Consider the following 23,376-nt stretch of genomic DNA (forward strand, 5'->3'; position numbering starts at 1 on the left):
CCCGGCGGCTCAGCCCTCGGCGGGGTCCACCACCCCGGCGCTGCCGCCACCGCGCCGCACGGTCTCGGCCGCGGCCAACAGCCGGCCGTCGGGCAGGAACTCCACGCCGGTGGCGGCCCCGATCTCGTCGACCGGCGCGAAGGCGTGCCCGCGGGCGGTCAGCTCGGCGCCGTACGCGTCGAGGAAGGCCGGCTCGGCGTCGGTCGTCGCGGCGTTGCGCTGGCTGGCCCGCGGGGCCGCGATCGCGTCGGCCAGGTCGGCGCCGCGGTCGAGCCGGTCCACCAGCGTCTGCAGGACGGTGGTGATGATCGTCGCCCCGCCGGGCGAGCCGAGGGCCAGCAGCGGCTCGCCGTCCTGCAGCACGACCGTCGGTGCCATGCTGCTGCGCGGCCGCTTGCCCGGGGCGGGCAGGTTCGGCTCGGGGCGGGTCGGGTCGGCGGGCGCGAGGGTGAAGTCGGTCAGCTCGTTGTTCAGCAGGAACCCGCGGTCGGGGACGGTGATCCCGCTGCCCCCGGTCTGCTCGATGGTCAGCGTGTAGCTGGCCACGTTCCCCGCGGCGTCGGCCACGGTGAGGTGCGTGGTCGACGGGCCCTCCGGGCCGCCGTCGTCGGGAGCTGCGGCCGGGGCGGGGCACGGGCCGTACTCGCCGTCCGGGACGCCCGCCGGCACCGGCTTGGGCGCCGCCCGCTCCGGGTCGACCAGGCAGGCCCGCTCGGCGGCGAAGCCGTCGGAGAGCAGCTCGGCCAGCGGCACCTGGGTGTAGGCGGGGTCGCCGACGTAGGCGTTGCGGTCGGCGAAGGCCAGCGCGCTGGCCTCCAGGTAGGTGTGCAGGACGTCGACCTCCGGCAGCGCGGCCAGGTCGGAGCCCTCGAGCACGTTCAACGCCTCGCCGACCGTCGAACCACCGCTGGAGGGCGGCGCCATCCCGTAGACCTCCAGGCCGCGGTACTCGAGGCGGGTCGGCTCGCGCAGCGGCGCCTCGTACGCAGCCAGGTCGGACTCCTCGAGCAGGCCCGCGCGCACCGGCGCGGCGCCGTCCGCCACGGGGGGTTCCTGGGCGGTGCGCACGACCTCCTCGGCGAGCTCGCCCGTGTAGAAGGCCTCGACCCCCTTCGCGGCCAGCAGCTCGTAGGTGTCCGCGAGGTCGGGGTTGCGGAAGACCGAGCCTACCTCGGGCAGCGCGCCGCCGGGCAGGAACAGCTCCGCGGAGGACGCGAAGCGACGGAACCTCTCCTCGTTGTCGGCGGTCTGCTCGCGGAACGTCTCGTCGACGACGAAGCCCTCCTCGGCCAGCTGGGTGGCGCCCTCCAGCGCCTCGGCCAGCGAGAGCGTGCCGAACTCGTCGAGCGCCCGCTGCCACGTCAGGGGGGTCCCCGGCGTGCCGACCGACAGCCCGCTCGTCACCGCCTCCTCGAAGGGCAGGGGCTGGCCGTCCTCCCCGAGGAAGGCGTCGGCCCCCATCGCCTGCGGTGCGGTCTCCCGGCCGTCGACCGTGGTGACCTCGCCGGTCGCGGCGTCGAAGTACACGAAGAAGCCACCGCCCCCGACGCCCGCCGAGTAGGGCTCGGTCACGCCCAGCGCGGCGGCCGCGGCGACCGCCGCGTCGGCGGCGTTGCCACCCGCGGCCAGGACCTCCAGACCGACCCGCGTGGCGTCGGGGTCCACCGTGGCGACCGCGCCGCCGGTCCCGACCGCGCGGGGCACCTTCTCCGGCGGCGGGACGGCGGCGCTCCCGGGCGCGGCGGCCGCGGTGCCGGCCGGGGCGATCCCGGCCAGGACGGCGGCGGTCAGGGCGGTCACGGCGGTGCGTCGACGCGGCACGGGGACTCCTCGGGCGTCGGGACGGTCGCGGTCCAGGAGCCCAGCCTGCTCCTGCACCGGCCGGCCCGCCCGACGAGCTGGACCGGATCGCCGTGACGGGACAGGATTCCCCGGGTGAGCCGCATGAACGACGTCGGTGGCATGGTGGGCTTCCCCGCCATCGCCGAGGAACCCGACGAGCCGGCCTTCCACGCCGACTGGGAAGCGCACGTCCTGGCCCTCAACGCGGCGCTGATCCGGCGCGGCGTCTACAACCTCGACGAGTTCCGCGACGCCATCGAGCGGATGGAGCCCGCGGCCTACCTGTCGAGCTCCTACTACGAGAAGTGGTTCACGGCCATCACGACCCTGCTCGTCGAGAAGGGCGTCGCCACGCGGGAAGAACTGGCGACGCCGGCGGAGCTCGCCGTCCCCGGGTCCGACCCCGGTGCCTGACCGCTTCGCCCCCGGCGACGCCGTGCGGACCAGCACCGCCGACCCGGCCTGGCACACCCGGCTGCCCCGGTACGCCCGTGGCGCGGTCGGCCGGGTGGTCGAGGTCGCCGGGCACCACCCCCTCGCCGACGACCGGGCCCGCGGCCTGCCGGGCACGACGCAGGCCGTCTACCACGTCCGGTTCGCCGCCGCGGACCTGTTCGGCGACGGCGACCACGCCGTCACCGTGGAGCTCTGGGAGGACTACCTGGAGCCCGCCGACCCCCAGGGAGGGACACCATGAGCGGGGACCACCACGGCAGCTCGGCGATCTCCGAGCGGGTGCGGCACGTCGAGGCGCTGCTGGAGGCGCGCGGCCTCGTCGACGAGGGCGAGATCGACCGGCGCATCGACGAGTTCCTCGCCGGCGGCTCGCCCGCCAACGGCGCCCGGATCACCGCGCGCGCCTGGGTGGACCCGGCCTTCCGGGACCGGCTGCTCGCCGACGCCAACGCCGCGATCCGGGAGCTGGGGCTGTCGATGTCCGGCGGCCTGCAGGAGCAGCGGCTGAAGGTCGTCGCCAACACCGAGGACGAGCACAACGTGGTGGTCTGCACGCTGTGCTCCTGCTACCCCATCGCGCTGCTCGGCCCCTCCCCGGCCTGGTACAAGAGCGAGGCCTACCGGTCCCGCGTCGTCCGGGACCCGCGCGGGGTGCTGCGGGAGTTCGGCCTCGAGCTGCCGGCCGGGACGCGGATCAGCGTGTGGGACGCCAGCGCCGAGTCGCGGTACATGGTCGTCCCACGCCGGCCCGAGGGGACCGACGGGATGTCGGAGGAGGAGCTGGCCGGCCTGGTCACCCGCAAGGGCCTGATCGGGACCGCCGCCGTCTGAGGGCGGCTCAGCCGGAGGAGCGCTCGCGCAGCAGGTTCTTCTGCACCTTGCCGGTGGAGGTCTTGGGCAGCTCCCCGTAGACGAACCGCTTGGGCACCTTGAACCCCGCCAGCCGCGACCGCACGAAGGCCGCGAGCTCCTCGTCGGTGACCTCGCTCCCGGGCCGCAGCGTCACGTGGGCGACCGGGACCTCCCCCCACTTCTCGTGGGGCTCGGCGACCACGGCGGACTCCAGCACGGCGGGGTGGGCGTCGAGGGCCCGCTCGACCTCCACCGAGGAGATGTTCTCGCCGCCGGAGATGATGATGTCCTTGCTGCGGTCGCGGATCTCGAGGTAGCCGTCCGGGTGGACGACCGCGAGGTCGCCGGTGCGGAACCAGCCGGCGCCACCGTCGGGCCCCGGCAGCGTCGCCTTCGCCGTCGCCTCCTCGTCCTGGTAGTAGCCGAGCATGACGTCGTTCCCGCGAGCGACGATCTCCCCAATCGTCTCCCCGTCGCGGGGCACGTCGGTGCCGTCCTCCCCCACCACCCGCAGCGGCTCGGCGACCACGTTCGCGACGCCCTGCCGGGCCTTGAGCTCGGCCTGCCGGTCCTCCGGGAGGTCGTCCCACTCCGGGTGCCACTGGTTGACCGCCACCGGCCCGTAGGTCTCGGTGAGCCCGTACAGGTGGGTGACGTCCATGTTCAGCGCGGACATGCGGGCCAGCAGGGTCGGGGTGGGCGGCGCGCCGCCGGTCTGCACCGAGACCCGCGGGGACACCGGACCGGCCTCCGCCTCCTCGGCGTTGGCGATCATGGTCAGCACGGTCGGCGCCGCGCTGAAGTGCGTGATGCCCTCCGTGCGCAGCAGCTGCCAGATGCGGGCGGGCTCCACCCGCGGGAGCACACGTGGGTGGCACCGCCGGCCGACACCGCCCAGGGGAAGCACCAGCCGTCGCAGTGGAACATGGGCAGCGTCCACAGGTACTGGCTGCGGGGGTTCAGCCCGGTGTGCAGGGCCATCGCCACCGCCTGCAGGTAGGCGCCCCGGTGGCTGTACATGACGCCCTTGGGCCGGCCGGTCGTGCCGGAGGTGTAGTTGAGCGCCAGCAGGCCCCACTCGTCGGCGCACGGCAGCGCCAGGGGCTCGGCCGAGTCAAGCAGCTCCTCGTACTCGTCGGCCTCCCCGCCGGCCACCACGACCGGGATCCCCACCGCCGCGGCGACCTCGGTGGCGGTCGCCGCGAACGCGGCGTCGGCGAGGAGGACCGCTGCGCCGGAGTGCCGCAGGATGTACTCCAGCTCGCCCGCCTTCAGCCGCGTGTTCAGCGGGACCAGCACGGCTCCCGCCCACGGCACGCCGTTGTGCGCCTCGAGCATCGCCGAGCTGTTCGCGCACAGCGCGGCCACCCGGTTCCCGGGCGAGACACCGCGGGCCGCCAGGGCCCCGGCGAGCCGACGCGAGCGGTCGGCGAACTCGCGGTAGGTGAACCGCCGGTCCCCGTCGACCACCGCGGTGCGCTCGGGGAACACCCGCGCGGAGCGTTCGAGGAAGGCGGTCGGGGTCAGCTGGGCGGAACTGAAGGTCGCCACCTGGTCCTCCTGAGGGCGCGGTGCGGACGGTCTCCCGTGAGGGGATTGTCGGCACCGTGCCCGCCCGGCGCGCGCCGGTCAGGTCTGCAGGAGGGCCCAGAGCACGCAGAGGGCCAGCAGCACGCCACTGACCACCCAGGCCGCCGAGGCCGGTCCGTCGGCGCGCACGTCACACCATCCCGAACTGCTCGCTGTGCACCCGGTCGGCGGGCACGCCGAGCTCGCCGAGCGCGACGCGCACCGCCCGCACCGTCTCCTCGCGCGAGCAGACGAAGTACTGCAGCGAGCGCGCGTGCGGCGGCAGGTGGCGGGCCAGCAGGGCGGCGTCGATCCGGCCGCGCTCGCCCGGCCAGCCCTCGGACGCCCGGCTGATCACGTGCACCACCCGCAGGTCCAGCCGGCCCTTGAGCCGCTCGAGCTGGCGGATGCCGGTGATCTGGTCCTCGCTGCGGTTGCCGAGGAACAGCCACACCGGGCGTCGGTCACCCTGGTCGGCCAGCGTGGCCAGCATGCTCAGGAAGGGCGTGACGCCGACGCCCGTGGCCAGGAACACGTAACCCATGCCCGGGTGCCGGTCGAGGGTGAACGAGCCGTGCGGACCGTCGACGTAGACGGTGTCGCCCACCCGCAGCCGTCGGATGGAGCGGGTGAAGTCGCCGACCTGCTTGATCGTGAACTCCACGCGCGGCCGCAGCGCGCTCGAGGAGATCGAGAACGGGTGGTAGGTCGGGGTGAAGGGCACCCGGCCGGGGAGGATCCAGGCGAACTGTCCGGCCGTGAACGACCACGGCCGCCCGCCGTGCCGGTGCGCGGGCTCGAGGCCGACGGTGACGGCGCCGCCGGGCTCGGGCCACAGCTCCACCACCCGCCAGGGACGCCGCCACAACCGCAGCGGCTTGACCAGCCGGACCCACACCGCCAGCCACAGGAAGGCCGCGGCGTAGACGATCCACCCCAGCCGCACCCACGGCGCGCTCATCCAGTTGTTCACGAGGAAGGCGTGCACCAGACCGGCCAGCACGATGGTGACGCCGAGCAGCGAGTGCAGCACGTGCCAGACCTGGTACGGGATCCGCAGCGCCCGCCGCCACACCGACGTCACCATCAGCAGCCCGAGCGCCAGCACCGACAGCCACGCGAACTGCGCCCGGAGCGGCGCGTCGACGACGTCGAGCAGCACCAGGTACCGGTCGTCGGCGAGGAACAACAGCGCCGGGTGCCCGAACGCCGCGAGGACGGCCAGCGCCGAGATCTGCTTGTGGTAGCGCAGGACGGCGTCGATGCCGAACGGGGCCGTGGCGCGGGAGAACCGCGCGGCCAGGGCGAACTGCAGCCCCATCACCGAGAGGGCCAGGAAGCCCAGCGCCACGGACAGGTCGACGAGGAAGCCGCGACCGGGCCGGACGGCGGTGGAGCAGAGGGCCAGCGGGGCGACGGCGAGCAGCGCGTGCAGCGCCGTCCACGTCACCGCCTGCGCCCGGGAGGACGGCGCGGCCCGGCGGATCACCGGCAGCGGGTGCTCGCCGGTGAGGTCCGAGACGCGCGGCCGGTCGAGGACCGCCGTCACCGGCGGGCTCCCGTGGACGTGCGACGCCGGTGGGCAAGGTGGTGCATCGGGCGTTCTCCAGGGCGTTCGGGCGGAAGCGCGCCCGGGTTTCCGAGCACCCGGGCGGCGGTCGTCCGGGCGACGGGGCGCTCCGGCGGGCCACCCCCCGCGCCGCGTGACGCGGGAGCCCCGTGGCCCCCGCGGCGTGCGGCCCCCCATGACGGGCGGTGTCCGGACGAGGACTCTAGGTGAGCCCCGCGGAGGGTCGTCAAGCCCGGGACGGACCGGTCCGGCAGCTGGGCAGGTCAGCGCCGAGGGTGCGTCCGCTCACACCCGTCCTCGAGGTGCGTCGCTCGGCGCGTCGTGGTCACCTGGGGCCTGCGCGCGAGGACGGGAGGGTGCCGTGGCACGGGTCCACCTGCTGGCGACCGGAGGCACGATCGCCAGCCGCCGCACCGACGGCGGGTTGTCGGCCACCACGCCGGCCGCCGAGCTGCTGGCCGCTGCCGGGCCGCTCCCGGGCCTGGAGGTCACGGTCAGCGACCTGACGACGGTGCCGAGCTTCGCGCTCACCGGCGCCGACGTCCGCGCACTGGTCCGCGAGGTGCGCGGGCACCTGGCCGGCGGCGTCGACGGCGTCGTCGTCACCCACGGCACGGACACGATGGAGGAGTCGGCGTTCCTGGCCGACTTGGTGCACGACGACCCGCGGCCGGTGGTCTTCACCGGCGCGCAGCGGCCGTTCGACGCGCCGGCCCCCGACGGCCCGGCGAACCTCGCCGACGCGCTCCGGGTGGCCGCCGACCCCGCGGCCCGGGACCTGGGCGTGCTGCTGGCCTTCGACGGCTCGGTCTTCGCCGCCCGCGGGGTGCGCAAGGTCGAGACGCTGCGCAGCGCGGCCTTCGGCGCACCCGGTCGCGGCCCGGTGCTGCGGGTGGCCGGTGGCGCCGTCGCCCCCCTCGGGCGGCCGCCGCGGCCGCCCGCGCTGCCACTGGACCTGGACGCCGAGCTGCCGCGGGTCGACGTCGTCGCCTGCGCCCAGGGGTCGGACGACGCCCTGCTGCGGGCCGCGGTCGCGGCCGGCGCCGCCGGGGTCGTGCTGGAGGCGTTCGGGGCGGGCAACGTCCCGCCGCCGGTGGCCGCGACGGCAGCCGAGCTCGTGGTGGGCGGCGTGCCGGTGCTGGTCTGCTCGCGGGTGCCGTCGGGTCCGGTCGCGCCGCTGTACGCCGGGGGCGGGGCGAGCCTGGCCCGCGACGGCGCCCTGCTGGGCGGGGACCTGAGCCCGTGGCAGGGGCGGCTGCTGCTGGCCGCCGCCCTGGCGCTGGACCCGCAGGACCCGGGGCAGGTGCTCGCCGGCCGGCTGTGAGCAGCGACGGATCGACAGCGCGACGATCACGGTCGTCGAGGCCGGCCCGAGACCGGCAGGACGTCGTGCGCTGGGTGACGTCCGCGTCGTCCCCGCGTCCGGACGGCGGAGGTCGGCGTCCGCGGACCGGACCCGGAGTCCGCACCCGGCGACCTCGCCTCCCGGTGGCCCTGACCGACGATGCACGGAAGCCGCCGCACCGATCGAGGAGCCGCCCCATGCCCGCCCCCGGGACCCCGCTGGACCAGCTCGGCTTCCTGACCATCGGCACGTTCGACCCGGCCGATCCCGGCCCCGGGCACGAGGCGACCCTCGCGATGGTCGAGCTCGGCGAGCGGCTCGGGTTCGACAGCGCGTGGCTGCGCCACCGTCACCTGCAGCCAGGCATCTCCTCGCCGGTCGCCGTCCTCGCCGCGCTCACCCAGCGCACCCGCCGGATCCGGCTCGGCACCGCCGTCACGCCGCTGGCGTGGGAGAACCCGCTGCGGCTGGCCGAGGACCTCGCCACCGTCGACGTCCTCTCCGGTGGCCGGCTCAACCCGGGCGTCAGCGTCGGCCCGCCGATGCACTGGGAGGACGTGAAGGACGCCCTCTACCCGGACACCGCCGACCGCGAGGACTTCGGCTACGCGCGGGTGGAGCGGCTGCTGCGGTTCGTCCGCGGCGAGCGGGCGTCGACCTTCGTCGGCCGGGAGGGCGTCGTCGAGCAGTGGTCCGACCGGGTGCAGCCGCAGTCCCCGGGGCTGGCCGGCCGGATGTGGTACGGCGGGGGCAGCCTGCGCTCGGCGGCGTGGGCCGGCGAGCACGGCCTGCACTTCCTGACCTCCAGCGTGGTCAGGGCCGAGGAGTCCGAGGACTTCGCCGAGGTCCAGGCCGCGCACGTGCGGGTCTTCCGGGCCGCCAACCCCACCGGCCGGGTCTCCCAGGGACTGGTGGTGATCCCCACCGACACCGCGACCCCCGAGCAGCGGGCACGGTACGCCGCCTACGTCGCGGCCCGCACCCCGCGGACGACGGCACCGCAGGGCCCGGCGCGGATGCTCTTCGCCCGCGACCTGCTGGGCAGCTCCGAGCAGATCGCCGAGGCCCTGTACGCACACGCCGGCTTCCGCGAGGTCACCGAGGTCGTCTTCGCGCTGCCGTTCGACCTCGCGCCGGCCGACTACGAGCAGATCCTCACCGACACGGCCACCCGGCTCGGCCCCGCACTGGGCTGGCAGCCCGGCTGAGCGCACCGGCCGGTGCGCACCGGTGGCCCGTTCAGCGGCCGGGAACGGGCCGTGGGCACGCAGTGCTGCCGCCGCCGGGCCGGCGCGCACGGGCGCGCCGGCCGCGGTGCCTCAGGCCATCTCGGGGACGCGCAGGTGGGCCAGGGCCAGGTCGAACTCCGCGACCTCGGTGATCGTCGAACCCATCGCCCGGCTGAACTCCTCGCGGAGCGCGACGCCCTGCTCCCGCGTGCGCTCCATGGCGGCCCGGTCCTCGTAGGTCACGGCCGCCACGGCGCGGTGGGTGAGCCGGTCGACCAGCAGGCTGACGCTGCAAAAGCCGGGCAGGTCGTCCAGCCTCGGCAGCAGGCTCATCCGGAAGGCGTCGACCGTCCCGTCGACCTGGCCGTCCGGGACGTCGATCCAGGTGACCCGGACGCACGCCGCCTCGCCCGGCGGTCGGGACCGGTGGAACACGGCGATGTCCCACTCGGCGATGTCGACGGTCTCGGCCCGCAGGACCTCGTCCAGGTGCCTCCGCAGCTCCTGCACCTCGTCGGCGCTGGCCCGCATCGCGTCCTCCCCGGCCCACGCGGTGGTGACGATGCACCACCCCGCCGCGCGATCGGCCAGCATCGACATCCCGACGCAGCCGTCCATGCGCTCCAACCGGGGCCAGACCTCGCTCCGGGCGAGGGCGATGCCGTCGTCGACCGCGCGCGGGTCGCCGCGGACCGAGGTCGTCCTGGCGTACATGACCGTTCTCCTCCCCGGGGTGCCGGGCGGCACCGCCACAGGGAGGAATGTCCTCGCTCGCGTCGGGGTGGGCGGTGCCGGGAGACCCCGGTCGGGCTCGCGGGGACCCGGCCCGGCGCGTGCGGACCGTGCGCATGCCGCCGGGCACGCATCCGGCGGCCGCCCGCCGACCGGGTGTGGCCGGTGTCCGGTGTGGTGGACGAGGCTGGCACCGTGGCGGACGGGACCCGCGAGATCGTGCTGAGCGCGCAGGACCTCCGTGAGGTCACCGGGTACGCCGCTGGGAGCGCGCAGGAGGTCCTGAAGGTCTTCGAGCGAGCTCGCCCGGCCGACTCACGGCCTCGCGACGCGGTCGACGCCGCGTGGGCGTTCGCTCGAGGTGGCGAACGCGGGAAGTCGCTGCGCGACGCGGCGTGGGCGGCGCACCGGGCCGCTCGGGACGCAGGCACCGCGGCCGCGGGCGATGCGGCGCGAGCCGCGATGTGCGCGGCGTCCGCCGCGTACCTGCACCCGCTGGCGGACGCCCACCAGGTGAAGCACATCCTGGGGGCAGCGGCCCACGCGGCGCGCGCGGCCGAGCTCGTGTCGGGCGGCGATCGAGGGGCCGGTGCCGCCCACCTGGAGCGCGCCCGGCGGCGCGCGACACCGGCCGTCGTCGGCGTGCTCCGCCGCTACCCCGCGGCGCCGCCCGGCGGAGGGCGCGTCGGGGAGCTGCTCCGGGACCTCGACGAGGCCCTCCGCAGCCGCTGGTGACGGCCTCGCCGCGCCCCTCCCCCGGGCACACCGGCCCGGTTCCCGACGCCCCTGCCGGGTGCGCCTAGTCCACGGGACCGCCACCGGCGGCGACCGGCACGTCGAGGGCCACCTCACCGGCCGTCTCGAAGGTGAAGGTGACGGACACGGTGTCGGTGGGAGCGATCGGAGCGGTCACCCCTTCCAGCTGCATCCGCACGGCACCGGTGACGGCCTCCACCTGCCCGTCGGCCGGCAGCTCGATGCCGTCGGCGCTCGGCGCACCGGACTCGTCGAGCAGCTGGACCGACTCCGCGGCCTGTGTGCTGACCCCGACGAGCCGGTCGGCCTGCTCGGCGTCGTTGGTGAGCACCCCCCGCAGCGGTACGGAGGCCCCCGCCTCGACGGTGTCCTCGGCGTCGAGGAAGACGTCGTCCAGCGACACCTCGCCGACCGTGCCGTCGACGCCGGCGACGTCCGGGGTCTCCTGGGCCGTCTCGGCCTCCTGCCCGGCGTCGCAGCCGCCCAGGACCAGCAGGCCGGCGGCCGCCCACGCGATGAGTGAAGTCCGTCGCACGAGAACGCACGATCCTGCCGCGCCGGGCCCCCCACCAGGGGCGAGGGTCCCGGCCTCGACCACACGCAGCGGGGGCCGCCCGCCCCTGAGCGCAGCGACCCACCGGGCACGCACGCGGCCGCGGCGGCCGGCGTGGCCGAGGGGATCGCACCGGCCGCGGGGCTCCCCATCATGACCCGGTGGTCAGCGCACCCGACGTCGCCGGGCGCAGCGCCGGACAGCGCGCGCACCGGCTGGCCAAGCTGGAGGCCCTGCACGCCCGCGGCACGGCCGCGTACCCCTACCGCTGGCCGCCGGACGCCACCGCCGCCGGCATCCGCGCGGCCCACGCGGACCTGGCCCCCGACGTGCGGACGACGGAGCGCGTGCGGGTCGCCGGCCGCGTCGAGCTCATCCGCCGGCAGGGCTGGCTGACCTTCGCGACGCTGCGCGACCGCACCGGCGCGATCCAGCTCTACGTGGACAGCTCCGTCCTCGGCGCGGACCGGCACGCCGAGTTCGACGACGTCGACCGCGGCGACTGGGTCGGCGCCGAGGGCACCGTGATGACCACCCGGACCGGCGAGCTGTCGGTGTGCGTCGAGGACTTCGCCGTCCTCGGCAAGGCGCTGCGGGCCCCGCCGCCCGAGCACGCCGGGCTGACCGACGTCGAGACCCGCTACCGGCAGCGCTACGTCGACCTCGAGGTCAACGAGCGCACCCGGCAGGTCTTCCGCATCCGGCACGCGGCGGTGCGGGCGATCCGCCGGCACCTGGAGGACCTCGAGTTCACCGAGGTCGAGGGGCCGGTGCTGCAGACCATCCAGGGAGGCGCCAGCGCGCGCCCGTTCGTCACCCACTCCAACGCCCTGGACCTCGACCTCTACCTGAGGATCGCCCTCGAGCTGCACCTCAAGCGGCTGATCGTCGGCGGCCTGGAGCGGGTCTTCGAGATCGGCCGGGTCTTCCGCAACGAGGGCGTCGACACCCGGCACAACCCCGAGTTCACGCTGCTGGAGGCCTACCAGGCCTTCGGCGACATCACGGACATGATGGAGCTGACCGAGGGCCTCGTCACCGCCGCGGCGCGGGCGGCCCTCGGCGACGACCTCACGGTGCACTACGCCGGCCACGCCATCGACCTCGCCGCGACGCCGTGGCCCCGCAAGCGGTTCGCCGACATGATCGCCGAGGCCACCGGCGCGACCATGCACCCGGCCATGCCCATCGACGACGCCCGCGCGGTGCTCGACCGGCTGGGGATCCCCTACGAGGCCTCGTGGGGCGCCGGGCGGTTGATGAAGGAGGTCTACGACGAGAAGGTGCAGCACTCGGTCGTGGGGCCGGTGTTCTGCGTCGACTACCCGCGCGAGGTCTCGCCGCTGGCCCGGGTGCACCGCGACGACCCCGCCTACGTCGAGCGCTTCGAGCTGATCGTCGCCGGCTTCGAGCTGTGCAACGCCTACTCGGAGCAGAACGACCCGGTCGAGCAGCTCGCCGCCTTCGAGGCCGAGGCCCGCGCCAAGTCGCACGGCGACCCGGAGGCCGGGGACGTCGACCTCGACTACGTCCGCGCGCTCGAGTGCGGGATGCCCTGCACCGGCGGGCTGGGCATCGGCATCGACCGGCTGGTCATGCTGCTGGCCGGCGTCGACTCGATCCGCGAGGTCATCCTGTTCCCGACGCTGCGTCCCGAGGTCCCCGGTACCGGCCCGGACGGCGCGGTGCGCCCACTGGTCGCCCCCACCCCGCTCCCCGCCGGCAGCACGGCCGGATCCGACGGCCAGGGGACGGCGGACGGCGCGGGGACGGCGGACGGCTCGGTCGTCGCGCTGCCCGCCATGGCCCCCTCGTCCGGCCCGATCCCGGCACCCCCACCGACGGCGCGCCCGCACCCCCTGGCCGTGCAGGTGCTCGCCGGACTGACCGCGCTCTCCGGCGTCCTGCAGCTGCTCACCGCCCTGCCCGTGGTACACGAGCGGCTCGTCGGCCGAGGGACGGCCTTCGGACCGCTGTGGGTGCCGGTGAGCGGCGCGGTCGCGTCGGTGGTGGTCGGGCTGCTGCTCCTGCTGCTGTCCGACCAGCTGGCCCGGCGGAAGGCGCTGGCCTGGCGGGTGGCGGTGGTCCTGTTCGCCGTGGGGGCGGTGGCGCACGTGGTGAAGGGCCCGCACCCGGTCGCCGTGGCGCTGTGCCTGGCGCTGCTGGCCGGGCTGGTCCGCTACCGGTCGGCGTTCCGGGCACCGGCCGATCCGCCGTCCCTGCTGCGTGTGCTGCGGTTCGTGCCGCTGTACCTGGGCGGCGTGCTGCTGTTCGGCCTGGCCGCGCTGTGGTTCGAGCGGGGGCGGGTCGACCCGCCGCCCACCCTCGGCGGGGCGCTGCAGACCGTGTTCGCCGGTCTGGTCGGCCTCGACGGCCCGTACACCTACGGCTCCCGGTTCTTCGCGGCGTTCTACCCGGCGGCGCTGCTCGCGCTCGGTGTGGTCGGGCTGGTCGTGCTGGCGGTGCTGCTGTTCCGGCCGCTGGCCGCCGCTCGCCGTCCGCACACCGAGGACGACTGGACGCACGCCGAACGGCTGGTGCACACCTACGGCTGGGACACCCTCGCCTACTTCGCCCTGCGCGACGACAAGACGTTCTTCTTCTCCCGGGACGGCGAGGCCTTCCTGGCCTACACCTACCTCGGCGGCTACGCGCTGGTCTCCGGCGACCCGATCGGGGCCCGTGAGTCGGTCCCGCGGGTGCTCGACGAGTTCCTCGCGATGTGCGACGAGCGGGCGTGGACGCCGGCCCTGCTGGCCGCGCGGGAGGCGAGCATGCCGCTGTACTCCTCGCGCGGGTTCAGCGCGTTCTACCTGGGCGACGAGGCCGTCATCGACTGCCGCCGCTTCACCCTGGAGGGCGCGGGGCACAAGGGGCTGCGGGCCGCCGTCCGGCGGGTCGGGCGGACCCACCGCTTCCGGCTGATCGCCGAGGCCGACGCCCCGCCGGCGCTGGTCGACCAGCTCAACGCGATCAGCGCCCGCTGGCGCGGCAAGCACCCCGAGCGTGGCTTCACCATGTCGCTGTCCCAGGACGTCCGCGGCGCCGGCGCCGACCCCGGGTTCCTGCTCTGCGTCGCGCTGGACGCCGACGGGGTGCCCGGCGGCTTCCTCCGCCTGGTGCCCGCCTACGGACCGTCGTTCGGGTACACGCTCGACCTGATGCGCCACGACCCCGACGCGCCGAACGGCATGACCGAGTTCCTCATCGCCTCCACCGCGACCGCGCTCGGCGCCCGCGGGGTGGCCCGGCTGTCGATGAACTTCGCCATGTGGGGGCGGCTGTTCTCCGACGACGTCCCGTTCACCCCTGCCCAGCGCGCGGCCCGCTGGGCGGTCGGGGCGCTCAACCCGTTCTTCCAGATCAAGTCGCTGCACGACTTCAACGCCAAGTTCGACCCCGAGTGGCTTCCCCGTGTCCTGGCCTACCGGCACCGCGCCGACCTGCCGCGGGTGGGGCTGCGCTACGCCGGCGCGGAGGGCTTCCTCGCGCTGCCCGGCCTCGGTGAGCTGCTCGTGCCCAAGGCGGTCGGCGGCGTGCCCTCGCCGTCGGCGCCGGAGCTGCGGTCCGCGGCGTGAGCCGGGTGGACCGCGCGTGAGCCGGGTGGACCGCGCGTGAGCCGGGTGGACCGCGCGTGAGCCGGCCGGGCGCCACGGCTCGCCTGGGCGTCCTGTCGCTGGCCATGGTGAACGTCGCCTCGATCGTCAGCGCCCGGAACCTGCCGGTCATGGCCGAGTACGGCTGGTCGATGCTCGCGCTGTTCGCGCTGTCCATGGCGGTCTTCCTGGTCCCGGTCTCGATGGCCGCGGCCGAGCTCGGCACCGCCTGGCCGAAGGAGGGCGGCGTCTACGCCTGGGTGAAGGAGGCCTTCGGCGGCCGGACCGGAGCGCTCGCGGTGTGGTGCGACTACGCCGAGAACGTCGCCTGGTTCCCCACCGTGCTGTCGTTCATCGCCGCCTCGCTGGCCTACGCGTTCGACCCGGCGCTGGCGAACGACCGGTTCTTCCTGGTCGCGGTCATGCTCGTCGTCTTCTGGGGCACCACGGCCGCCGCGCTGGGCGGGGTGCGGACGTCGTCGGTGATCGGCGCGGTCGGCACGATCGCGGGCTCGATCCTGCCGGCCGTCCTCGTCGTCGCGCTGGGCGCGGCGTTCCTGCTGCGCGGCAACGCCTCCGAGATCCCGTTCTCCGCCGGCGCGCTGGTGCCGGACGTACGGCTGGAGAACGTGGCCTTCCTCGGCGGGGTGATCCTGCTGTTCACCGGCATGGAGATGGCCGGCTTCCACGCCCGGGAGACCGTCGACCCCGGCCGGACCGTGCCCCGGGCGATCGCGCTGGCCGTGGCCGTCACCGTCGCCTTCTCGGTGCTGGGCTCGCTGTTCATGGCCTTCGTCGTGCCGCAGCGGGAGATCAGCCTGGTCTCCGGGACGATGGAGCTGTTCTCGAGCGTGCTGCAGCGGCTGGACATCGGGTGGCTGCTGGCCCCGCTGGCCGTCGTGGTCGCGCTCGGCGGGGTCGCGCACCTGACGCCGTGGGTGCTGGGACCGGCCAAGGGCATGGGCGCGGTGGCCCGCGAGGGGCTGGCCCCGGCGCGGCTGGGCCGGGTCAACCGCAACGACGTCCCCGTGGCCCTGCTCGTCGTCCAGGCGGTCGCCGGGTCGGTGTTCGCGCTGCTGTTCGTGCTCGTACCGAGCGTCAGCACCTCGTACTGGATGCTCTCGGCGGTCACCGCGCAGGTGGTGGTGACGATGTACGCGCTGGTGTTCGCCGCGGTGATCCGGCTGCGGTACACCCAGCCCGACGTCCCCCGCCCGTACCGCATCCCCGGCGGCCTGCCCGGCGTCTGGCTGGTCGGCGGGGTGGGCCTGCTCGGCTGCGTGGTCTCGTTCCTGCTCGGTTTCGTGCCCCCGGACCAGCTGCAGACCGGCAACCCGGTGGTCTACGTGCTGCTGCTCGCGCTGGCGACCGTGGTGCTGTCGTTGCCGCCGTTCGTCTTCGCCCTGCTGGAGCGCCGGCGCAGCGCCGTCCCGGGGTGAGCCGCACACTCGGGAGGGTGCACGACGAGGGGGAGGCGCGTCTCGACCCGACCGACGCGCCGGTCGACCGGCTGCTGCTGGGCGGCCGTCGCCGGTTCACCCGGGCGCAGGTGGCCCAGCTGTCCGGACTGCCGCCGGACCGCTTCCGGCGACTGTGGCACGCCCTGGGCTTCCCCGAGGCCGCGGAGGACGACGTGGTGTTCACCGACGACGACGTCGCCGCGCTGCAGACCCTGTCGGACCTCGCCGACGCCGGGTCCGCCGCTCCGGGCACCGAGGCGTCGTTCGCGCGTGCGCTGGCGCAGCCGCTGGCGCGGCTGGCCGACTGGCAGGCTCCCCTGCTCGCCGGCGCCCTCGCCCGCGACGGCACCGCGCAACCGGACGACTCGACCCAGGACGGACCCCCCGAGGCCGACGCGCTGTTGTCGCGGCTGCGCCAGGTGCAGGACCACGTCTGGCGCCGCCACCTGGCCGCCGCGCTCGAGCGGGCGCCGGCCGCACCGCCCGGCGACGGGATCCGCGAGCTGGCCGTCGGCTTCGCCGACCTGGTCGGCTACACCACCCGCACGCGCGGCATGAGCGGCGCGGAGCTGGGCGTCATGGTCGAGGACTTCGAGGCGACCGCCGCCGAGGTCGTCGCGCGCGGCGGCGGGCGGGTGGTGAAGACCGTCGGCGACGGGGTGCTGTTCACCGCGACCGACCCGGCCGCCGCCGCGGAGATCGCCCTGTCCCTGCCGGAGCGGTGGGCGGCCGGGGACCGGCCGCCGCTGCGGGTCGGCCTGGCGCACGGCCGGGTGCTCACCCGGCTCGGGGACGTGTACTCGACCGTGGTGAACCTGGCCAGCCGGCTGACCACGGTGGCCCGCGCCGGCAGCGTGCTCGTCGACCGCGAGCTGGCCGCCAGGCTGCGGCGGCACCCCGGCTACCGGATCGAGCCGCTGCAGCGCCGCTCGGTGCGCGGCTTCGAGGACCTGCAACCGTGGCTGGTCAGCCGCCGCGACGCCGACGAGGACCCACCGGTGCCGCCCTGAGCCCGCGGAGGGCGGGGAGCACGGGGTCCTCGCTCACGTGGGGATGAGGGCGGCGTCCCGCGCCGAGGCCCGGGCCAGCGCCACCGTCGCGGCCACCATGACCAGGACGAGGACGCCGACCAGCGCCCACTCCACGCCGTCGGCCTGCAGCCGCTCGCCCAGCACCGCGATCCCCAGCGCGACGGCGACCACCGGCTCCCCCACGGTCACCGCGGGCAGCGACGCCTCGAGGGCGCCGGCCTGGTAGGCCGACTGCTGCAGCAGCGTGCCGCCGCCCATCGCGAGGGCCAGCAGCCAGGTCTCCCAGCCGGTGAGCAGGGCCAGCAGCCCGTCGTCGAGCAGGCTCACCACGCCCTTGGTCAGCGCCGCGCCGACGCCGTAGGCCACACCCGCGGCGACGGCGAGCAGCACCGCCCGCGCCGTCCCCCGGCGGGCCACGGCGCCGGCCAGGCAGCCGCCGACGAGCAGGCCGAGGAGCACCCATGCCGGCAGCCACGGCCGCCAGCCGGCCCGGTCGACGCCCGCGGTCGGCTCCCCCACCAGGGCGAAGACGGCGAGGGCGAGCACGAGCAACGCCGCCCAGACCCAGTCCGACCGGCGCAGCCGCCGGCCGCCCCAGCGGGCGCCCAGCGGCAGAGCGACCAGCAGCGTCGTGACCAGCAGCGGCTGCACCAGCAGCAGCGAGCCCAGGCCCAGCGCCGCAGCCTGGGCCGCGAACCCCGCGGTGTCGCAGAGCGTCCCGGCCCACCACCGCGGGCTGCGGGCCAGGGCGAGCAGCAGCCGGCCGCCGCGGGCCTGCGCCTGGGGGACGTCGGCGGCCGTGCGTTGCTGCACCGCCGAGGCCACCGCGAACAGGACGGCGGCGAGCAGCGCGAGCACCGCGGCCAGTCCGTCCACCGCGCCCATGCTCCCGGGCCGCGCCGGGCCCGGGAACCCCTTGCGCGGCCTCACGGAACCGGTCGGTCCCCTCGCCACCCGGAACGACCCGCGAGCTCCGGACACCGAGCGGTGCCGACCGGTCTCCGGCGGCGCCGGGTGCACGGGATCGTCGTCGGACCACCCGGGAGGTGACCGCCGTGCGCCGGCTGTTCCAGGACGAGGACTTCGACTTCGCCACCCGCAACCTGCTCGGTGGGGTGTTCGCCGGGGCCGCGGACGTCGGCGAGGTGCTGACCACCGTCGACCGGATCTCCGACGGCCGGGCCCGCTCCTGGGTCGACGAGTGGACCGCCACCGCGGACCGGCTGCTGACCGAGGACGGGAGCACCGCCTCGACCGCCGCGCGGGCGCTGCGCGCCGCGAACTACCTCGCCGCCGTGACGGGGGCGGCCGACCGCACGGGCGAGGACGGCCTGTTCGCCGCGACCTGGGAGCGGCACCGGCAGGCCTGGGACGCGTTCGTCGACGCCACCGACCTCGCCGTCGAGCGCCTGGAGATCCCGTACGAGGGCACCACCCTGCCCGGCTACCTGTTCCGGTCCGGTGGGCCGGACGAGCCCCGGCCCACGCTGGTCTACAACAACGGCAGCGACGGATCGGTCGTCGGCGCCTGGGTGCGCGGCATCTCCGGCGCCCTGGCCCGCGGGTGGAACGCGATGACCTTCGACGGACCCGGCCAGAACGCCGCCCTCGTCCGCCAGGGGCTGCACTTCCGGCCCGACTGGGAACACGTCGTCACCCCGATCGTCGACGCCCTGCTCGCCCGTCCCGACGTCGACCCGCGGCGGCTGGCCCTGGTCGGCGTCAGCCAGGCCGGCTACTGGGTGCCCCGCGCGGTGGCATTCGAGCACCGCGTCGCCGCCGCCGTCGCCGATCCGGGCGTGGTCGACGTGGCCGCGGTGATGCTGGCCCACCTGCCGCACCACCTCGTGCGGCTGCTCGACGCCGGGGAGCGGGAGGTCTTCGACAAGGAGATGGCGTTGGTGCTGCGGCTGGCCCCGCGCGTCCAGGCGATGATGACGTGGCGGATGCGGCCCTACGGCACCACCTCGCCGTTCGACTTCCTCACCGCCGCCCGCGCGTACACCCTGACCGAGGACGTCGTCGGGCGGATCACCTGCCCGGTGCTGGTCACCGACCCCGAGCACGAGCAGTTCTGGCCGGGCCAGTCGCGGCAGCTGTACGAGATGCTGCCCGGCCCCAAGGAGCTCGTGCGGTTCACCGCCGAGGAGGGCGCGGACGGGCACTGCGAGCCGCTCGCCGTCGGCCTGCGCGGGGAGCGGGTCCTCGACTGGCTGGAGCGGCGGTTCGGCTAGCCGAGCTCCTCGACCGGGCTGCCGGTCGCGTCGGGCCGCCAGCCGCCGCCGTCGGTCCGCGCCCAGGCCTGTCCCGGCCGCAGCACCTCCACCCGGGCCCCGTCGTCGACGGTGCGGTAGGCGACCCGCCGCTCCCAGCGGTCGCCGGGGCCGTCGTCCCCCGGAGCGCGGACGGCCAGGCCGACGGCGAGCACGCCGTCGTCCTCGAGCACCACCGCCCCGGGGTCGGCCGCCGCGCCGGGTGCGGCGACGGTCCAGCCCACCTCGCCGGCCGGGCCCAGCGGCTGCTCGTACGTGCGGTCGCCGACCCGCAGGTAGGCGACGGCGCCCGGAAGCGGGCTCAAGCTCAGCCTGAGGGTGACCTGCGGACCGGCGTCCACGCGGAGCGGTTCCACGACCGGCGGGCCGTCGTCGTCCTCCGCCAGCCGGTGCAGGGAGCGGTCCGGGAAGCGCGCGGCCAGCGCGAGGTCGGCCGCGCCGCGCTGCTCGGCGTAGAGCACCGGCTGGCGCAGCGACGGGTCGTTCTGCAGGAACGGGGTGTCGCTCTCGAAGCCCAGGTCGCCCCGCTCCGGCAGGAACAGCAGTGCGTCGTCGAGGCCGGCGCCCTCGACCACCCGCTGCACGGCCCGGTACTCCGCGGTCACCGCCCGGTTCCCGGTCACCGGGCCGGGCACCGCGAGCGCGGTGAGTCCGACCATCGCCGCGACGACGACGGCCGTGAGCGCCCGCCCGCGTCGGATCACCACGGCCAGACCGGCGGCGCCGAACACGACCAGCGGGACGACGACCGGGAGCCAGTAGAAGGGGCCGAACAGCTCCAGGCCCTCCCACTGCGCACTGATCGCCCAGGGCCCCCAGAACGGCAGGTAGCCCAGCGGCACGACGACCGCGAGCGCGGCGACCGGCCACCGCGCCGGGACCCGGCTGCGCACCAGGCCGAGGACGGCCAGCGCCACGAGGACGACCCCGCCGGCCACCCAGCCCGGCGTGGCGACCAGGTTCGCCAGCATCCCGGCCACGCCGTCGGCGGCCGTGAAGTGCACCGTGTACTGGGGGAAGACGCCGCGGTCGCCGAAACCGAAGGTGTCCTGCGGACCGGTGACGGTGAACGGCAGCCGGAACGGGCCGCCGACCACGACGGCGTTGTAGACCAGCACCAGCACCAGCACCGGCACCGCCCCGGCGGCGACCCGGAGGACCAGGCCGGGGCGGGAGAGGCCACCGCGCTCCCGGGCCAGCAGGACGGCGAGGGCGAACGGCGCGACGGTGAGCAGCGCGTCGAAGGGCCGGGCGAAGGCGGCGACCCCGGCCACCACGCCGGCCGTGACCAGCCGCGACGTCGAGCCCAGCCGCGCGCCCGACAGCAGCAGGACGGCGGCGCCCAGGCCCAGCGCCAGCGCGGGCAGGTACGGCAGGAAGGTGCCGCTCTGCACCACGACGACCGGGGACAGGGCGAACAGCGCGCCGGCGGTGAGGGCGACGGCGCGGTCGCGCAGCACCTCGGCGGCCAGCAGCGCCACGAGCACCGCGGCCGCCGCGGCGCTGACCGCCAGGGCCGCCCGCGGCGAGCCGGTGAGCAGCTCGCCGGCGGCGATCACGGCCGGCCAGGGCGGCGTGTACTTCAGCACGACCCGGTCGCCGACCACCGCGGACGCCCAGGGCCGGAACGCGTCGTGGTCGGCGGGCAGGGTGACGGTGCCGGTCTCGAGCAGCCGGGCCATGGCGACGTAGACCGAGTCGTCCCGGTTGAGCGAGTAGAGCGGGAAGAGCGTGAGGTTGGTCAGCACGGCGAGCGCCCCGGCGACCACCGCGAGGACCGCGAGCGCCGCCCGCCACCTCGCCGTCGTCATCGGCGCGATTGTAGGGAGGCCCGTCCCGGGGCCCGTTGGCTCCCTGCCGGGTCCCGCCGCGAGCCTGCGAGTGGGTGGAGGGCAGGGGGTCCTCCACGAGGCGGGTGGAGGAGGGGGCCGTCAACGGTGCACGGTGGCCGCGGCGAGCAGGCCCAGGGAGTTCGTGGCCAGGTGCAGCAGGGCCGGGGCGAGCAGGCTGCCGCTGCGCAGCCGCAACTCCGCGAAGAGGACGCCGGCGGCGGCGGTGCCCAGGCAGGCGAGCAGCACGGCGCCGGTGCGCGCCAGCGGCCCGCCAGCCAGGTCGTTCGCCGCCAGGGCCCCGAGCGTGGGTCGGACGTGCCAGAGGCCGAACAAGGCGGCGGAGGTGCCGGTCGCGCCGCGCCGGGACAGCAGCCGGCCCAGCGCGGCCAGCAGCACCCCGCGGAAGGCGACCTCCTCCCACAGGACGGTCCCCAGCGGGATCCGGACCAGCGTCTGCCCGGCGAGCTCCCCGCCGTCCAGGTCCGCCGCTCGGGCGTCACCGAGCAGTGGCCGCAGCACGGGGACCGCCAGCGCCGTGCCGTAGCCGGCCGCGACGACCGCCACACAGGCGCCGCCCCACCGCGCACCCGCCGCGAGGCGGCGGCGGTCGAACCCGAGCTCGGCCCACGACAGCCCGGCTGCGCGGGCGGCGGCGAGCAGCACGGCCGTCGCCGCGACGTTGGCCACGACGTAGGAGCCGGGCCGGCCCGGGAGCCGGTGCACCACCAGGTTGTTCCAGGCGCCGAGCACGGGGACGAGCGCCGCGACGAGGAGCAGCACCCTCCTGCGGTCGGCTGCGCCAGCATGCACGGATGCGGTGTTCCCGCTCCGCGCGCCGGCTCACCTGCGGAACCGCGGCCGCCGCCTGTGCCGCCACGGTCGCCGTCGCCGGCGAGCTGTCCACGGGCGCCCTGCTGGCCGTGGCCGCCGCCGGTGTCGTCGTCACCGCGGTGGGCCTGGCCCGGCGCGCCGGAGCGGCGGCCCCGCCGGTCGGCCGACGGGGGGCGCCGTGGCTCGGCTGGCTGGCGGTGGCCGTCGCCTGGGAGCTGGTCGTCCTGGCCGACGACGACCTGCCCACGCTCAGCGACCTCGCCGACCCCCTGCTCGCCGCTCCGGTGGTGCGCGCCGGGGCGACCCTCGCCTGGCTGGCGGCCGGCGCCTGGCTGGTCACCCGTCCCGCGCGCCGGGAGCCGGGGTGACCGCCGCGGGGTTCGCCGTCCTGCTGGTCGCCGCCCTCGTCCTGGAGGCCGTCGCGCGACGCGGCGCGGGACCGGCGACCGCCGGCGAGGCCATCGGCGCCGCCATGCGCACGACACCGGGGCGGGTCGCGGTGCTGCTCGCCTGGCTGTGGCTGGGGGTGCACTTCCTCGCCCGGTGAGGAGTTGCCTCCGCGGCCGACTCCGTCCGGTGCGGTCAGACGAGCCCGAGACGACGGGCCTCCTGGACCGCCGCCATCCGATCGCTCACGTCCAGCTTCCGGTACAGCCGCTCGAGGTGCTTGTGCACGGTCCGGGGAGAGCAGCCCAGGCGGTGCGCGATCGACCCGGCGGTGAGACCAGCAGCGAGGAGCTGGAGGACGGCCGTCTCCCGTCCGGTCAGGCCGGTCCCCGCCGCCGACGTCAGTTGCGAGGCCGCCCGTTGCGCCAGCAGCTGGTGCTGGCGGAACAGGGCGGCGAGCACCGGCTGGACCAGTGCGGCGAGGTCGGCGTCGTCGTCGCCGAAGTCGTCGTCCGGGCGGCTCAGCAGGTAGGTCTGGACGCCGTCCCCGGCGACGAGGGGCAGAGCGAGCTGGTGGGTGATCCCGAAGGGGCGGGCGAAGGCCGTCCAGCCCTCCATGAGGGACCGGTCCGCGATCGCCGCCGGCACCGCCCCCAGGACCTGCGGTCCCGTGCTCGCCGTGTGGGCGTACCAGCGCATCAGGGGGTGCCAGGTCGCGTCGGGCGGACGCTCCAGCGAGGCGATCGGCGGCAGGTAGCCGGCGGGCCAGCACCCCTCGACGCTGTCGACCCAGGTGCCGCTCACCACGTGCAGGGAGCAGCAGGCGGCCTCGAAGGAGGTCTGCAGCAGCTGCGCCACGTCCTGGTGCGGGAAGCGCTCCCCGGCGGGCTGCGTCAGCGCGTCGCCCACCAGCTCGAGCCACCGCGCGAGACACGTGGCCCTGGGTGGCACCTGCGGGAGGGTACTCAGGTCTCCGGCCGGAGCGGCGACCGTCAGCCACCGGAGCGTCGACCGGCAGTGGCGCACTCCCCCGGACCGCCGGGTCCACGTACCGTCCGGGGC

General features: G+C 76.0%; 21 protein-coding genes and 1 pseudogene. 12 read left to right on the forward strand and 10 right to left on the reverse strand.

The annotated features are described in order from the left end of the window. Positions 1–9: 9 nt before the first annotated feature. Positions 10–1,821, reverse strand: a complete 1,812-nt coding sequence (gene ggt, locus ACU610_RS09205; RefSeq protein ID WP_446767403.1) for a gamma-glutamyltransferase — start codon at positions 1,819–1,821, stop codon at positions 10–12. Positions 1,822–1,944: 123 nt separating this feature from the next. Here ggt and ACU610_RS09210 point away from each other — a divergent pair, with 123 nt between their 5' ends. The 3 genes from ACU610_RS09210 to nthA are packed head-to-tail and all read left to right on the forward strand — an operon-like array spanning position 1,945 to position 3,129. Next, the gene (locus ACU610_RS09210; RefSeq protein WP_446770710.1) at positions 1,945–2,256 is read left to right on the forward strand and encodes a hypothetical protein; all 312 of its coding nucleotides are present in this window, start codon (positions 1,945–1,947) and stop codon (positions 2,254–2,256) included. Then, entirely contained in the window at positions 2,249–2,539 is a 291-nt protein-coding gene (locus ACU610_RS09215; RefSeq protein WP_446767404.1) for an SH3-like domain-containing protein, read from the forward strand. The genes ACU610_RS09210 and ACU610_RS09215 overlap by 8 nt, the downstream gene beginning before the upstream one ends. Next, positions 2,536–3,129, forward strand: a complete 594-nt coding sequence (nthA, locus tag ACU610_RS09220; RefSeq protein WP_446767405.1) for a nitrile hydratase subunit alpha — start codon at positions 2,536–2,538, stop codon at positions 3,127–3,129. The genes ACU610_RS09215 and nthA overlap by 4 nt, the downstream gene beginning before the upstream one ends. Positions 3,130–3,136: 7 nt before the next feature. On the opposite strand, the gene ACU610_RS09225 is transcribed toward nthA, so the two are convergent. From ACU610_RS09225 to ACU610_RS09235, 3 genes and pseudogenes are all read right to left on the reverse strand, one after another. Continuing rightward, positions 3,137–3,580: an AMP-binding enzyme gene (locus ACU610_RS09225; RefSeq protein WP_446770711.1), complete on the reverse strand. Its 444-nt coding sequence runs from the start codon at positions 3,578–3,580 to the stop codon at positions 3,137–3,139. A 45-nt stretch (positions 3,581–3,625) separates the two neighbouring features. Then, positions 3,626–4,701: pseudogene (locus tag ACU610_RS09230) on the reverse strand (AMP-binding protein); the annotation flags it as partial. 169 nt (positions 4,702–4,870) lie between these two features. Next, complete coding sequence (locus ACU610_RS09235; protein WP_446767406.1) at positions 4,871–6,268, reverse strand: ferredoxin reductase family protein; 1,398 nt, start codon at positions 6,266–6,268, stop codon at positions 4,871–4,873. A gap of 382 nt (positions 6,269–6,650) precedes the next feature. On the opposite strand from ACU610_RS09235, the gene ACU610_RS09240 reads away from it, so the two are divergent. Further along, a complete protein-coding gene (locus ACU610_RS09240) occupies positions 6,651–7,613 on the forward strand; it encodes an asparaginase (protein WP_446767407.1) in 963 nt (320 codons plus the stop codon). A gap of 218 nt (positions 7,614–7,831) precedes the next feature. Continuing rightward, positions 7,832–8,842 (forward strand): LLM class flavin-dependent oxidoreductase, encoded by a 1,011-nt coding sequence (locus ACU610_RS09245; RefSeq protein WP_446767408.1) that lies wholly within the window; start codon positions 7,832–7,834, stop codon positions 8,840–8,842. Positions 8,843–8,953: 111 nt separating this feature from the next. Here the strand turns inward: ACU610_RS09245 and ACU610_RS09250 are convergent, their stop codons facing one another. Continuing rightward, positions 8,954–9,577: a hypothetical protein gene (locus ACU610_RS09250; RefSeq protein ID WP_446767409.1), complete on the reverse strand. Its 624-nt coding sequence runs from the start codon at positions 9,575–9,577 to the stop codon at positions 8,954–8,956. 213 nt (positions 9,578–9,790) lie between these two features. Between ACU610_RS09250 and ACU610_RS09255 the strand changes: the two genes are divergently transcribed. Next, positions 9,791–10,330 (forward strand): putative immunity protein, encoded by a 540-nt coding sequence (locus ACU610_RS09255; RefSeq protein ID WP_446767410.1) that lies wholly within the window; start codon positions 9,791–9,793, stop codon positions 10,328–10,330. 64 nt (positions 10,331–10,394) lie between these two features. Here the strand turns inward: ACU610_RS09255 and ACU610_RS09260 are convergent, their stop codons facing one another. Beyond that, positions 10,395–10,886 (reverse strand): copper chaperone PCu(A)C, encoded by a 492-nt coding sequence (locus ACU610_RS09260; protein WP_446767411.1) that lies wholly within the window; start codon positions 10,884–10,886, stop codon positions 10,395–10,397. 179 nt (positions 10,887–11,065) lie between these two features. Here ACU610_RS09260 and lysS point away from each other — a divergent pair, with 179 nt between their 5' ends. The 3 genes from lysS to ACU610_RS09275 are packed head-to-tail and all read left to right on the forward strand — an operon-like array spanning position 11,066 to position 16,970. Next, positions 11,066–14,482, forward strand: a complete 3,417-nt coding sequence (gene lysS, locus ACU610_RS09265) for a lysine--tRNA ligase (RefSeq protein WP_446767412.1) — start codon at positions 11,066–11,068, stop codon at positions 14,480–14,482. Between the two features lie 56 nt (positions 14,483–14,538). Then, positions 14,539–15,939, forward strand: coding sequence for an APC family permease (locus ACU610_RS09270; RefSeq protein ID WP_446767413.1), 1,401 nt, complete (start codon positions 14,539–14,541; stop codon positions 15,937–15,939). After that, positions 15,936–16,970, forward strand: coding sequence for an adenylate/guanylate cyclase domain-containing protein (locus tag ACU610_RS09275; protein WP_446767414.1), 1,035 nt, complete (start codon positions 15,936–15,938; stop codon positions 16,968–16,970). The genes ACU610_RS09270 and ACU610_RS09275 overlap by 4 nt, the downstream gene beginning before the upstream one ends. A 33-nt stretch (positions 16,971–17,003) precedes the next feature. Here the strand turns inward: ACU610_RS09275 and ACU610_RS09280 are convergent, their stop codons facing one another. After that, the gene (locus ACU610_RS09280) at positions 17,004–17,876 is read right to left on the reverse strand and encodes a DMT family transporter (RefSeq protein WP_446770712.1); all 873 of its coding nucleotides are present in this window, start codon (positions 17,874–17,876) and stop codon (positions 17,004–17,006) included. 161 nt (positions 17,877–18,037) lie between these two features. On the opposite strand from ACU610_RS09280, the gene ACU610_RS09285 reads away from it, so the two are divergent. Further along, a complete protein-coding gene (locus ACU610_RS09285) occupies positions 18,038–19,225 on the forward strand; it encodes an alpha/beta hydrolase family protein (protein ID WP_446767415.1) in 1,188 nt (395 codons plus the stop codon). On the opposite strand, the gene ACU610_RS09290 is transcribed toward ACU610_RS09285, so the two are convergent. Both ACU610_RS09290 and ACU610_RS09295 read right to left on the reverse strand, forming a co-directional pair. Further along, on the reverse strand, positions 19,222–21,075 hold the full coding sequence (locus ACU610_RS09290; RefSeq protein ID WP_446767416.1) for a hypothetical protein: 1,854 nt from the start codon (positions 21,073–21,075) through the stop codon (positions 19,222–19,224). The genes ACU610_RS09285 and ACU610_RS09290 overlap by 4 nt on opposite strands. A gap of 120 nt (positions 21,076–21,195) precedes the next feature. Beyond that, positions 21,196–21,876: a CPBP family intramembrane glutamic endopeptidase gene (locus ACU610_RS09295; protein WP_446767417.1), complete on the reverse strand. Its 681-nt coding sequence runs from the start codon at positions 21,874–21,876 to the stop codon at positions 21,196–21,198. Between the two features lie 32 nt (positions 21,877–21,908). On the opposite strand from ACU610_RS09295, the gene ACU610_RS09300 reads away from it, so the two are divergent. Then, entirely contained in the window at positions 21,909–22,295 is a 387-nt protein-coding gene (locus ACU610_RS09300) for a hypothetical protein (protein ID WP_446767418.1), read from the forward strand. Then, positions 22,292–22,474 (forward strand): DUF6186 family protein, encoded by a 183-nt coding sequence (locus ACU610_RS09305; RefSeq protein WP_446767419.1) that lies wholly within the window; start codon positions 22,292–22,294, stop codon positions 22,472–22,474. Before ACU610_RS09300 ends, ACU610_RS09305 begins: the two co-directional genes overlap by 4 nt. A gap of 35 nt (positions 22,475–22,509) precedes the next feature. Here ACU610_RS09305 and ACU610_RS09310 read toward each other — a convergent pair whose 3' ends face one another. After that, on the reverse strand, positions 22,510–23,265 hold the full coding sequence (locus ACU610_RS09310) for a response regulator transcription factor (RefSeq protein ID WP_446767420.1): 756 nt from the start codon (positions 23,263–23,265) through the stop codon (positions 22,510–22,512). Positions 23,266–23,376 lie beyond the last annotated feature (111 nt).

The sequence above is a fragment of the Geodermatophilus sp. URMC 61 genome, assembly GCF_052931555.1.

Coding starts and splice junctions, on each gene's coding strand:
- ACU610_RS09245 (WP_446767408.1), top strand. CDS start 7,832: ATGCCCGCCCCCGGGACCCCGCTGGACCAGCTCGGCTTCCTGACCATC.
- ACU610_RS09280 (WP_446770712.1), bottom strand. CDS start 17,876: ATGGGCGCGGTGGACGGACTGGCCGCGGTGCTCGCGCTGCTCGCCGCC.
- ACU610_RS09300 (WP_446767418.1), top strand. CDS start 21,909: ATGCGGTGTTCCCGCTCCGCGCGCCGGCTCACCTGCGGAACCGCGGCC.
- ACU610_RS09290 (WP_446767416.1), bottom strand. CDS start 21,075: ATGACGACGGCGAGGTGGCGGGCGGCGCTCGCGGTCCTCGCGGTGGTC.
- nthA (WP_446767405.1), top strand. CDS start 2,536: ATGAGCGGGGACCACCACGGCAGCTCGGCGATCTCCGAGCGGGTGCGG.
- ACU610_RS09210 (WP_446770710.1), top strand. CDS start 1,945: ATGAACGACGTCGGTGGCATGGTGGGCTTCCCCGCCATCGCCGAGGAA.
- ACU610_RS09225 (WP_446770711.1), bottom strand. CDS start 3,580: ATGCTCGGCTACTACCAGGACGAGGAGGCGACGGCGAAGGCGACGCTG.
- ACU610_RS09250 (WP_446767409.1), bottom strand. CDS start 9,577: ATGTACGCCAGGACGACCTCGGTCCGCGGCGACCCGCGCGCGGTCGAC.